Annotated in this window: 11 protein-coding genes; 5 read left to right on the forward strand and 6 right to left on the reverse strand. The window is 69.6% G+C overall.

Annotated elements, in window-relative coordinates; all coding sequences use genetic code 11:
• Positions 1-41 precede the first annotated feature (41 nt).
• A complete protein-coding gene (locus B7K22_RS08720; protein WP_084039520.1) occupies positions 42-1,946 on the forward strand; it encodes an ABC transporter ATP-binding protein in 1,905 nt (634 codons plus the stop codon).
• Between the two features lie 291 nt (positions 1,947-2,237).
• On the opposite strand, the gene B7K22_RS08725 is transcribed toward B7K22_RS08720, so the two are convergent.
• A complete protein-coding gene (locus tag B7K22_RS08725; protein ID WP_084039521.1) occupies positions 2,238-4,175 on the reverse strand; it encodes a M13 family metallopeptidase in 1,938 nt (645 codons plus the stop codon).
• A 92-nt stretch (positions 4,176-4,267) separates the two neighbouring features.
• Between B7K22_RS08725 and B7K22_RS08730 the strand changes: the two genes are divergently transcribed.
• The gene (locus B7K22_RS08730) at positions 4,268-4,717 is read left to right on the forward strand and encodes a ribose-5-phosphate isomerase (RefSeq protein ID WP_084039522.1); all 450 of its coding nucleotides are present in this window, start codon (positions 4,268-4,270) and stop codon (positions 4,715-4,717) included.
• Between the two features lie 87 nt (positions 4,718-4,804).
• Here B7K22_RS08730 and eis read toward each other — a convergent pair whose 3' ends face one another.
• The 3 genes from eis to B7K22_RS08745 all read right to left on the reverse strand — a co-directional run bounded on the left by eis (position 4,805) and on the right by B7K22_RS08745 (position 7,997).
• Positions 4,805-6,076, reverse strand: coding sequence for an enhanced intracellular survival protein Eis (eis, locus tag B7K22_RS08735; RefSeq protein ID WP_084039523.1), 1,272 nt, complete (start codon positions 6,074-6,076; stop codon positions 4,805-4,807).
• Positions 6,077-6,178: 102 nt separating this feature from the next.
• Positions 6,179-7,438 (reverse strand): GNAT family N-acetyltransferase, encoded by a 1,260-nt coding sequence (locus B7K22_RS08740; protein WP_084039524.1) that lies wholly within the window; start codon positions 7,436-7,438, stop codon positions 6,179-6,181.
• Between the two features lie 58 nt (positions 7,439-7,496).
• Positions 7,497-7,997 (reverse strand): CoA-binding protein, encoded by a 501-nt coding sequence (locus B7K22_RS08745; RefSeq protein ID WP_084039525.1) that lies wholly within the window; start codon positions 7,995-7,997, stop codon positions 7,497-7,499.
• A gap of 138 nt (positions 7,998-8,135) precedes the next feature.
• Between B7K22_RS08745 and B7K22_RS08750 the strand changes: the two genes are divergently transcribed.
• Positions 8,136-8,612 carry a Dps family protein gene (locus B7K22_RS08750; RefSeq protein WP_084039927.1) on the forward strand — a complete coding sequence of 159 codons (477 nt, stop codon included), beginning with the start codon at positions 8,136-8,138 and terminating at the stop codon, positions 8,610-8,612.
• A 292-nt stretch (positions 8,613-8,904) separates the two neighbouring features.
• On the opposite strand, the gene cysE is transcribed toward B7K22_RS08750, so the two are convergent.
• Together cysE and cysK are read right to left on the reverse strand one after the other, a co-directional pair.
• Positions 8,905-9,558 carry a serine O-acetyltransferase gene (cysE, locus tag B7K22_RS08755; protein WP_084039526.1) on the reverse strand — a complete coding sequence of 218 codons (654 nt, stop codon included), beginning with the start codon at positions 9,556-9,558 and terminating at the stop codon, positions 8,905-8,907.
• 39 nt (positions 9,559-9,597) lie between these two features.
• Positions 9,598-10,533 carry a cysteine synthase A gene (cysK, locus tag B7K22_RS08760; RefSeq protein WP_084039527.1) on the reverse strand — a complete coding sequence of 312 codons (936 nt, stop codon included), beginning with the start codon at positions 10,531-10,533 and terminating at the stop codon, positions 9,598-9,600.
• 391 nt (positions 10,534-10,924) lie between these two features.
• On the opposite strand from cysK, the gene B7K22_RS08765 reads away from it, so the two are divergent.
• Positions 10,925-11,395, forward strand: coding sequence for an SRPBCC family protein (locus B7K22_RS08765; RefSeq protein WP_084039528.1), 471 nt, complete (start codon positions 10,925-10,927; stop codon positions 11,393-11,395).
• 33 nt (positions 11,396-11,428) lie between these two features.
• Complete coding sequence (locus tag B7K22_RS08770) at positions 11,429-11,848, forward strand: DUF1761 domain-containing protein (protein ID WP_084039529.1); 420 nt, start codon at positions 11,429-11,431, stop codon at positions 11,846-11,848.
• Positions 11,849-11,862: the final 14 nt, after the last annotated feature.

The raw sequence follows: 11,862 nt of genomic DNA on the forward strand, positions 1-11,862 counted from the left end.
GCGGGCTCAGGTGGGAGCGGCGCCGGGTCTACCCTGGCGACATGTCCCTCCCCGCACCGCCCGGATCGCGGCGCGCAGCGCTCGGCGGCGGCACCCACGCGCGAGGAGTTGCCGGCAGGGATGAGAGCGCGCAGCGCGCGGCGAACGCGAGCGCACCCGACATCCCCCACCTGTGGTCCCGCGTGACCGAGCTGTTCCGGCCCTACCGCAGGCAGCTGGCCCTCACGGCCGCGCTCGTCATCGTCACGGCGGCCGCGGGCGTCATCCCGCCGCTCGTCATCGAGCGCATCTTCGACGACGCCCTGTTCCCCGAGGACCTGCCCGGGCCCGACCTCACGCTGCTGGTCGAGCTCACGGTGCTGGTCATCGTGATCTTCCTGGTCACGGCGGTGCTCGGCGTGTGGCAGACCTATGTCACGTCCTCGGTCGGCAACAAGGTGACGGGCGACCTGCGCATGCAGCTGTTCGACCGTCTGCAGGCGATGGATCTCGCGTTCTTCACGCGCACGAAGACCGGCGTGATCCAGTCGCGGCTCCAGAACGATGTCGGGGGAGTGTCGGGAGTCCTCACGACCTTCGTCTCCTCCATCGTGGGCAACTCGGTGACGGTGCTCGCATCGCTGATCGCGATGCTGATCCTCGACTGGCGGCTCACGCTGGTCGCCGTCGTCATCACGCCGGCGCTGGTGCTGATCCAGCGTCGCGTGGGCCAGGTGCGAGCGCGGCTCGCGTCACATACCCAGGAGTCGCTGTCGGAGATGACCGCGATCACCCAGGAGACGCTCTCGGTCAGCGGCATCCTGCTGTCGAAGGTTTACAACCGTCAGCGGCTCGAGTCGGAGCGCTACGCCGCCGAGAACGCCAACCAGATCGGCCTGCAGGTGCGGCTGGCGATGTCGGGCCAGTGGTTCTTCGGCCTCGTCACGGTGATCATGAGCTCGGTGCCGGCGCTCATCTACCTGGCGGCCGGACTGCTCATCGCGCACGCCAACGACCAGGGCCTCGAGCCGTCGATCACGGCGGGAACGGTGGTCGCCTTCACGGCGATCCAGGGCCGCCTGCTGTTCCCGCTCATGGCGCTCATGCGTGTCGCCCTCGAGGTGCAGACCTCGCGCGCGCTGTTCGCGCGCATCTTCGAGTACCTCGACCTCGAGCCGGCGATCCGCGACAGCGCCGATGCGCGGGATGCGGGCGACGCGCCCGGTCCGATGGGCAGGGTCGAGTTCCGCGACGTCACCTTCCGCTACCCCGACGCCCCTGCCCAGACGACGGCGACGCTGGGGGGCGTGAGCTTCGTGGCGGAGCCTGGCCAGACCGTCGCGTTCGTCGGTCCGTCCGGGGCCGGGAAGACGACCATCGTGTACCTCGCCGCGCGACTCCACGAGGCCTCGAGCGGCGCCGTGCTGTTCGCGGGCGAGGACGTCCGCGAGCTCACACACGAGTCCGTGGTGGAGAGGGTGGGGGTCGTCAGTCAGGAGACCTATCTCTTCCACGCGAGCATCGCCGAGAACCTGCGCTACGCCAAGCCAGACGCATCCGACGAGGAGCTCGTCGTAGCGTGCCGGGCCGCCAACATCCACGACCAGATCGAGCGCTTCGAGCACGGCTACGACACCGTCGTGGGCGAGCGCGGCTACCGCCTGTCGGGTGGCGAGAAGCAGCGCATCGCCATCGCCAGGGTGCTGCTCAAGGACCCGCCGGTGCTGCTGCTCGACGAGGCCACGAGCGCGCTCGACACCGTGAGCGAGCGCGTGGTCCAGGCGGCGCTCGACCGGGCCGCGGAGGGCCGCACCACCTTGGTTGTCGCCCACCGGCTCTCGACCATCGCCGACGCTGACGTCGTCCACGTGGTCTCCGGCGGGCGCATCGTCGAGTCAGGGACGCCCGCCGAGCTCGCGGCCGCCGGCGGCCTGTATGCCGAGCTCGCGTCGCGCCAGGGCGCCTGACTCCACGGCGTCGGTGCGCAGCAAAGCGAAAGGCGGGACCGGGCCCGAGGGCCCGATCCCGCCTGACGTCTCGAAGGGTGAGGTCGACTAGCTGCCGCAGGCGCAGCCGCCGCCGCAGCACCCGTCGGTGCTCTCGGGTGCGGGGGCCTGCGCGTCCTTGTCGATCAGGTCGATGCTCTGCTTGTCAGCCATATGCTGCTCCTTCCGGCGGGGGACAGCCCCGTCCGCCGCGGGGCCTGCGCCCACGATAACCCGCGCGGGCGGCCTCGCGGAACCCGCGCATCGGCGCCGTCACCAGATGCTGACGCGCTCCTCTGGAGCGAGCCACAGCTCGTCCTGCTCGCTCACGCCGAACGCGTCGTACCAGGCGTCCATGTTGCGCACGATGCCATTGACACGGAACTCGCTGGGGGAGTGCGGGTCGGTGGACAGCCGGGTGATGAGCGCCTCCGACCGGGTCTTCATGCGCTCGGTGAGGGCGTAGCCGATGAAGAAGCGCTGCAGCGCGGTCAGGCCGTCGACCTCCGGGGCGTCGGCGATCGATCCGCCGAGCGCGATCTCGTAGGCCTTGAGGGAGATCTCGACGCCCGCGAGGTCGCCGATGTTCTCGCCCACTGTGAGGGCGCCGTTGACGTGGTGAGAGCCATCCAGCTGCTTCGGGGAGTAGCCGTCATACTGTGCGATCAGGGCGTTCGCGCGCTCCATGAACGCCGCTCGGTCCTCCTCGGTCCACCAGTCCTCGAGGGCGCCGGTGCCGTTGTACTTCGAGCCCTGGTCGTCGAAGCCGTGGCCGATCTCGTGGCCGATCACCGAGCCGATGCCGCCGTAGTTGACCGCAGCGTCCGCCTCGGGGTGGAAGAACGGCGGCTGCAGGATGGCCGCGGGGAACACGATCTCGTTGGCCATGGGAAGGTAGTAGGCGTTGACGGTCTGCGGCGTCATGAGCCATTCGGTGCGGTCGACCGGCTTGCCGATCTTGGACCACTCCCAGTCCTCCTCGAACGCCGAGGCGCTGCGGACGTTGCCGAGCAGATCGTCCGACGTGACCGCGAAGCCCGTGTAGTCGCGCCACTTCTCGGGGTAGCCGATCTTGGGCGTGAACTGTGCGAGCTTGTCGAGAGCGCGCTGCTGCGTGGCGGGCGTCATCCAGTCGAGGGACGTGATGGACACCCGGTACGCCTCGATGAGGTTCGCCACCAGGGCGTCCATCTGCTCCTTGTACTCCGGCGGGAAGTGCTGGTCGACGTAGACCTGGCCCACGAGCTCGCCCGCGACCGACTCGACGAACCCCACGCCGCGCTTCCAGCGCTTGCGCTGCTCGGTCGCCCCTGACAGGACCGTGCCGTAGAACTCGAAGTTCGCCTTCGAGATCTCCTCGGTCAGGTACGCCGCCCGCGAGTTGACGATGCGCCAGCGCAGGTACTCCTGCCATGCGTCGACGGAGGTCTCGCGCCACAGGGAGGCGAAGCCCTCGAAGTAGCTGGGCTCGGAGGCGATGAGGAGCTCGCGGGCTGCCTCGGGCAGACGGATCGCCTCGGCCCACGTCTCCCATGCGAAGCCGGGCGCCTCGTCCATCAGGCGGGAGAGCGTGGTGGGGTTGTGCGTGAGCTCGGCCTCGCGGGTCTTGACCACGTCCCAGTGGTGGGCGGCCAGCGCCTTCTCGAGCGCGAAGACGCGCTGACCGTCGAACGCGATGCCGGTGAGGTCCGCCATGCGGTCGATGTGGGCGACGTACTTGTCACGCGTCTCCGCGTGCGCGTCCTCCCGGTAGTACGCCTCGTCTGGCAGTCCGAGGCCGTGCTGCGAGAGGTACACGACGTTGTCGTCGGGGCGATTCTTGTCAGCGAACACGTAGTAGCCGACGGTGCCGGACACGCCCGAGCGCTCGAGGGTGCCCATGGCCGCCGCGAGCGCGTGGTGGTCGCCGGCGGCCGCGACGATGTCGAGGTCAGGATCGAGCGGCTCGGTGCCGAGCGCGTTGACGCGCTCGACGTCCATGAAGCTCGCGTACAGCGCGCCGATGATCGAGTCCGGCTCGGCCGCCTCGATGATCGCGCGGGTGTGCTTCTCCGCCTTGTCGCGCAACGTGTAGAAGCTGCCGTCCGCGGCACGATCGTCCGGGATGACGTGCTCGTCCTCCCATGGCCCGCTCACGTAGCGGAAGAAGTCGTCGCCCGGGCGGACGGTGGGGGAGAACTCGGACTGGTCGATACCGGAGTGCAGTGCCATGCCCCAACCCTAGGTGGGGCGCGAGTGCGCCTGCGGCCGGTTTCGCTCACGGCGAGGCGGCTCGCGCCGGCCGCGCCTGGCAGGATGGTGCCATGCGCATCCACATCGCCGCCGATCATGCCGGATTCGAGCTCAAGGAGCACCTCAAGGCTCACTTCGCCGAGGGCGGCCACGAGGTGGTCGATCACGGCGCCCACGAGTACGACGCGCAGGACGACTACCCGTCGTTCTGCATCGCCGCGGCCGAGGCCGTGCGTGACGCCGATGGCGACCTGGGGATCGTCATCGGCGGGTCGGGCAACGGTGAGCAGCTCGCCGCCAACCGGGTCACCGGCATCCGCGCCGCGCTCATCTGGTCCGAGGAGATCGCGCGGCTCGCTCGCCAGCATAACGACGCCCAAGTGGGGTCGATCGGCGGGCGCATGCACTCGCTCGAGGAGGCGACCGCGATCGCGGATGCCTTCATCGCCGAGCCCTTCTCGAGGGACGCGCGCCACCAGCGCCGCATCGACGCGATGAGCGCGTACGAGGCCCGGCGGTAGTCGCCTCCCTCGGCCCGCGCATCGGCGCTCAGCGGGCGCAGACGCCCCAGAAGGCACTCTCAGTGCCTTCCAGGGTGCGGGCGGAGCCTAGAAGTCCCAGTTGGCCAGCGGCGCGACGGGCGACAGCATCGACACCGCCAGCTCGCGCGCCTGGCCCACGGTGTGCTCCCGGATCTGACCCGCTGCGGCCAGCGACTCCACCGAGGTGCCGCCCAGGTAGATGGTCGACAGGTGGCGGGCGTCCATGGACAGGTCGGCGGGGTCGTCCGGGTCGTCGCCGATCTTGGTCACGGTCGCGTCCGGCCCCGAGACCACGATGCGCCAGACCCCGGCGTTGTCAGGCACGTGCTTGTCGGTGAGCGAGAACGTCACGTCGCAGTCGTGGAAGTACTCGCGCGACTCGAGCGCGGTCTTCACGTCGAGCAGGCGCACCCACAGGTTGTCGATCACCTTCGACCGGGCCCCGCGAGCGTCCTTGAGCTGATGCAGCAGCGGATCGTCGGTCGCGAGGTTCTCGGTGTGCGTGGTGCCCACGAGGTCGAAGTCGAGCAGCGTCTGCCACAGCCGCTGCGAGGCGGCTGGCGTGAGCGAGCCGTGCTCGCGCACCTGGCACACGCCATCGTGGATGCCCACCTCGGAGTCCGCCTTGCGGCGGAAGAACGCGTAGGCGACCGGCTCGCCCCGGTCCTCGACGATCGCGATGCGCCACTTCTCATAGCCCTTGCGATTGCCCACCGGATCGGTGAAGCGCGCGTTGCGACCGGATCCCACGGGGTTGAGGATGGTCGCCGGGCGCGTGAGCTTGGCCTGCAGGTCGGCGACCAGCTGGTCGTGCTCGTCGAAGTCCGCGCGCTCGAGGCGCACCGTGAGGTCCTCCGCGCCGTCCACCTTCCACATGCGCGAGCCACGGGGGATCGACGCCTTCACGGTCTGCGAGGCCATGCCGTAGCCGAACCGCGAGTAGATCTCGGCCTCCATGGCATACAGCGCGCTGACGGCCTCGCCGCGCTCGATGCAGCGCGCGAAGTGGTCGTGCATCATCGCGGTCATGAGGCCGCGCCTGCGGTGGGAGGGGTGCACGCCCAGCCAGGACAGGCCCGCGGTGGGCACGCGGCGGCCGCCCGGCGTGACCATCTCGGTGCCGAAGCTCGCGTGGACGGCGGCGATCTCCCCCAGGGCGCCGCGCCGCTCATCGGTGACCTCGAGGCCACGGGCACGATCGGTGGGGAGCGCGTCGACGTAGTCCTGGCGGTCCTCGATGAGCCACTCGCCCACGAAGGCCCATTGGACCACCTGGAAGAACTCGTCGAGACGGTCCTCGGGGACCGAGATGGACTGGTAACCCTCTGCCTTCTTCATGCGTCCAGGCTTTCAGGTTTCTTTACGCATGCCAAACCTTGCGGGTTTTCTCACGCCGGGGGTGCGGCCGATGCGAGGGCTGGCCCGGGTGCGTTCGTTCTGTCAGAAGCCGATGTTCGAGACGGGGGCGAGGTCGGACGTCATGGCTCTCGAGAGCGCGGCGACCGCCCCTGCTGTGTGCTCGGTGACCAGGCCGGCGCGGGCCAGCGTGGCGATCGAGGTGCCGCCCAGATAGGCGGCGGCGAGCTCCTGGATGTCCATCGCCAGGTCCGCCGGCTGGTCGGTGCGCGTCACGACGGCGCCGCCGTCGCGCGCCTCGACGCGCCACGTCGCAGCGTTCGCCGGCACCTGAGCGTCGGTGATGCGCACCGATACGTCGCAGTCGGCGGCCCAGCCGCGACCCTCGAGTGCCGCGGGCACGTCGAGGATGCGCACCCACAGGTTGTCGAGCACGGCTTCGCGCGCGGCGCGGGGGTCCTTGAGCAGATGCAGGATCTCGTGGTCGAGCGCGACGTGATCGATGGCGGTCTTGGACATGAGGTCGACGTCCACCAGCACGCGCGCCAGGCGTGCCGTGGCACGCACGTCCGCCGAGGCCCACACCTTCACGGTCACCTTGCCGTCGGGGCCGGACATCTCCCACTTGCCCTTGCGGTTGAGCAGGGCCCATGCGAGCGGCTCGTCGCCGTCGCGGACGATCGCGATGCGCAGCTCGTCCGCGCCCTCGCGCTCGGACTCGAGGTCGAGAAAGACGTCCTCAAGCACCTCGTCGCCGAACTCCACGATCGACCCCGGCCGCGTGAGCCGCGACTGGACGGCGCGCACCGTGTCTCCGTGGCGCTCGATGGAGGCGGAGTCGATCTCGACGATGAGGTCGTCTGCTCCCTCGACGTCGCGCAGCTCGGTGCCTCGCGCGAGCTCCATGACGGCGCCTCGGGCGGCGAGCCCGTACCCGAACCTCTGGTAGATCTGCGTCTCTGAGGCGTACAGCGCGCTGACAGGCTCGCCGCGCTCGAGCGAGCGTGCGAAGTGATCCTCGATCATAGCCCGCAGGATGCCGCGTCGCCGGTGACCGGGATGCACGCTGACCCAGGACAGGCCCGCGCACGGCACGGTGCGGCTCCCGGGGACGGCCAGGCGAAAGCGGAACGAGCTGTGGGAGCCGGCGAGCCTGCCGGGCGCTCCCTTCGAGGGATCGAGGACCTCGACGCCGCGCGCCGCGTCCCACGGGTAGATGCGCTCGACGAAGTCGGCCTCGCGCTGGGGCACGGTGAAGGCGAACGCGAAGGACACGACGTGGAGGATCTCCTGCGCGCGCGTCCGATCGGTCGAGATGAGGCGATAGCCGTCAGGTGTGGTCACCCCTGGATTGTGGCACCACGAGGCCGGACTTGGGGATTGGCCCGATGGGCCGGGCGACTCAGCCCTCGCGCGCGGCCTCGATCTGGCCGCGCAGGCGCTCGTACTCGACCTTGAGGCAGCGGTTCTGGATGGTGGTCAGGCCAGCGTCGCGCGCGCTCGCGGCGGCATCCTCGTTCACCACGCCCAGCTGCAGCCAGAGCGCGCGCGCACCGACCTCGATCGCGTCCTCCGCCACCGGGCCGACGTGCTCGGAGCGACGGAACACATCGACGATGTCGGGCACGACGGGCAGGTCGGCGAGCGAGTCGAAGAAGCCGTGCCCGCGGATCTCCTGGTCCTCCGCGCGAGGGTTGACGAGGTAGATCTCGAAGGGAGTGCGGGCCATGAGCCAGGTCGCGATCGCGTAGGAGGTCCGGTGGTCGCTGGGCGACGCGCCCACAACGGCGACGGAGGTCGCCCCCGCGAGCAGCGACACCAGCTCGTCGTCGGCTGGCGCGTGGCCGGTCGAGGGGGCGGGACAGGCCTCACCGGCGGACTCGAAGGGGATTTCGATGCTCATGACCGGAGCAACGCTACCGGCCCTGGGCTATTCCGGGGCGGACGCGGCCGGCGCGGGAATGGTCGGGCCGATGCGACGGTTTCCCCGGGCGTGCATGGTCACGCGATCGATCGATGCAGGAGAGGAAAGGCAATCATGATGACGGAGCAGAGCCCCGAGATCGGCATCAAGGACTCGGACCTCAAGGAGATCAACTCAGGTCTGGCGCAGGTCCTCGCGGACACCTTCACCCTGTACGCGAAGACCCACGGCTACCACTGGAACGTCACCGGCCCGCACTTCCGCTCGCTGCACCTGATGTTCGAGGAGCAGTACAACGAGCTGTTCCAGGCGGTCGACGTGCTCGCCGAGCGCCTGCGCGCGCTGGGCGACACGGCGCCGGGCTCTCTCGCGGAGTTCGTCGAGCTCGCAACCATCCAGGACCGCGAGCCCACCGAGGACGCGATGGAGATGGTGAACAACCTCCGCCGCGACCACGAGACCGTCGCGCGACTGATCCGGCCGCTTGTGGAGGTCGCCGAGGATGCCGGCGACGGCGCGACGGCAGATCTCTTCAACGCTCGCCTGGACGCCCACGAGCAGGCCGCGTGGATGCTGAGGTCGTTCGCCGCGTGACGGTGGCGCCACCGGCGTGGCGCGACGTGGTCGTGTTCGCATCGGTGGGAATGTAAACTAGACAAACGTGCCTGAAGCGGCGAGCCCGGTGAATCGGGCCACGCAGGCGGGCACCAGAGATGTCCCACCCCCCTGGGACGAGCCCCACCCCCCCTGGGGCGGCGAGCCTCTGTCGGATCCTGTCCGACGGAGGCTCGTTCTCGTTGTGGGACCGTTCTCAGGCCGCCTGGCGCCGGGAGCGAGAAGGCCCCGACTCCTCAGGCAGAGGAGCCGGGGCCTTCTCGCGTGCGCGTCAGATCCAGTACATGGCCGGCTCGCGCGGGCTCAGCTCCTCTGGCACTGCGTCAGGGTCGGGGTGGCGGTGCGAATCGCCCGAGTCGACGGCGGACGCCGCCGTGCCGGCCTCGCGGTCGTTGGGGTGCTCCTTGACCTTGGCGGGGATGCCCACGGCGGTCGCGCCGTCCGGGACATCCTTGACGACCACGGCGTTGGCGCCGATGCGCGCGTCGCAGCCGATGTGGACCGGACCGAGCACCTTCGCCCCCGCGCCGATCACCACTCGGTCGCCCACGGTCGGGTGGCGCTTGCCGGGACTCATGGTGACGCCCCCGAGGTTGATGCCGTTGAACAGCAGCACGTCGTTGCCGACCACGGCCGTCTCGCCGATCACCACGCCCATGCCGTGATCGATGAACACCCGGCGGCCGAGCGTGGCCCCTGGGTGGATCTCGATCCCGGTGCTGCGCCGCGCGTACTGCGACCACAGGCGGCCGTAGGACTTGAGCCCGTGGTTCCACAGCCAGTGCGCCACGCGGTGGTGCCACACCGCGTGGACGCCCTGGTATGACAGGGCTATCACCAGCCTCGAGCGTGCCGCGGGGTCGCGTCGCATCGCGGTGTTGATGTCCTCGATCGCGAGGGCGATCGGGCCTCTGCGGTCAGTCATGCGTGAGGATTCCAGCCTTTCGGTGTGAACGCGCGAGGGTCAGTCCATGAGGTCGGCGTAGAGCACCGAGGACAGGTAGCGCTCGCCGAAGGACGGGATGATGGTGACGATGGTCTTGCCGGCGTTCTCGGGGCGGCGCGCCACCTCGATCGCGGCGTGGATCGCGGCACCGGAGGAGATTCCCACGAGCAGCCCCTCCTTGCGGGCGGCGGCGCGGGCGGTCGCGACGGCGGTCTCGGAGTCCACGTCGATGACCTCGTCGTAGATCTCGGTGTTGAGGACCTCGGGCACGAAGTTCGCTCCGATGCCCTGGATCTTGTGAGGCCCGGGCTCGCCGCCGTTGAGGATGGGCGACTCCTTGGGCTCGACGGCGATGATCTGGATCTCGGGCTTGCGGGACTTGAGGACCTCGCCCACCCCGGTGATGGTGCCACCGGTGCCGATGCCGGCGACCACGATGTCGACCTCGCCGTCGGTGTCGTTCCAGATCTCCTCGGCGGTGGTGCGGCGGTGGATCTCGGGGTTCGCCTCGTTGGCGAACTGGCGCGCGAGGATCGACCCGGGGCGCTCCTCGGCGATCTTGTTCGCGGCCTCGACGGCCCCCTTCATGCCCTCCGGTCCGGGGGTGAGCACCAGCTCGGCTCCGAACGCGCGCAGCAGGGCGCGACGCTCCTTGGACATCGTCTCCGGCATCGCCAGCACCACGTTGTAGCCGCGCGCAGCGCCCACCATGGCGAGCGCGATGCCGGTGTTGCCTGAGGTCGCCTCGACGATCGTGCCGCCCGGCGTGAGCGAGCCGTCCTTCTCCGCGGCATCCACGATCGCGACGCCCAGGCGGTCCTTGACCGAGTTGGCGGGGTTGTAGAACTCGAGCTTGCCGAGCACGGTCGCGTCGACGCCCTCCGCGAGAGCGTTGATCTTGACGAGCGGGGTGTTTCCGATGAGGGCGGTGGCGTCCTCGTAGATCTTTGCCATGGATCCTTTTCCTTCGTTGGGTGGGTGCCCGCGCGGGGCGTGTCCAGGGTGAACAACGGTGGCGCATGCATATTGATGCCGGGGCGAGCGCTGGCGAGCGTGCTGCCCGGCTCAGCGGGCGCGCGTCAGCGCTCTACAGACAGCAGCAGCACATGCACAGGGGGGAGGCGCACATCAGCGGGGCAGGCGCAGCTGACGCGGTGCCGCGACGCTGGGTGCTCATCTCACTGACCTCTCGTGTGCCTACGGCGTCAGGCTAGCGCCGATGCGCCGGAAGGGGCAAGGCCGTGCGCACCTGCGCATCGGCGCCGGCGAGGCTCTCGCGTGCCGTCAGGAGCCCCGCAGCGCTACTGTGTGCGATACAAGCATCGGCGGCGAGGGAGCTGAGCGGATGGCGACGATTGCGGTGCACGTCAAGCGGGAGATCCTTGCCGAGCCTGCGGCCGTGTGGCGGATCATCACGGACCTCGACCGCGCGTCCACGGTCATGACGAACATCGTCAAGGTCGAGCGCCTCGAAGGCTCCGGCTACGAAGTGGGCGTGAGGTGGCGTGAGACGCGCCGGATCTTCGGCAAGGAGGAGACCGAGGAGATGTGGGTGGCGGCCGTCGACGAGCCGCGGACCACGACCGTCGCCGCGCGATCGGGATCCACCTCGTACACGACCGTGTTCCGGTGCGAGCCGAGCTCGCTGGGGACCACGCTCCACGTCGACTTCGCCGCGGCCGACTCCGGTCAGGGCGTGGGCAAGCGGCTCGCGTGGGCCGTGCTCGGACGGGTGGGCATGAAGGCGACGGAGAAGGCCCTCGTGCAGGACCTCGATGACATCGCGAAGGCTGCCGAGGCGCGCCCACGGCGCTGACCGCGGCCAGCAGATCAAGGAGAGGAGCGTTTCATGGAATGGCTGACCTTCGAGGGAGTTCCGTGGCTGGGGGTGGGGCTCGCCTTCGTCGCGACATTCGTGCTCGGCTGGTTCTGGTACTCGCCGCAGGGCTTCTTCAAGCCCTGGCAGCGCGCGGTGGGCTTCACGGACGAGGACATGAAGCAGGCACGTATGGGCCTGGCATTCGGTCAGATGGTCCTGGGCAACGTGCTGGGCCTGCTGCTGCTCGCCGTGCTGATCGTCGCGCTGGGAATCGATGGGTGGGCGGGAGCGGCGACGCTCGGCGCCCTGGTGGGCTTCGCGTTTCGCGGCGGCGCGCATCTCCTGCACGACGGCTTCGCGTTGCGCGGTCCGGTGGCGACGTGGATCGACATCGCGCACGACACGCTCGCGCTCGCGCTGTCTGGGCTGCTGATCGGCCTGTTCCTGTAGCCGGTTCCCTTGTC

Origin of the sequence: Demequina sp. NBRC 110053 (assembly GCF_002090095.1) — a bacterium.
GTDB lineage: Bacteria > Actinomycetota > Actinomycetes > Actinomycetales > Demequinaceae > Demequina.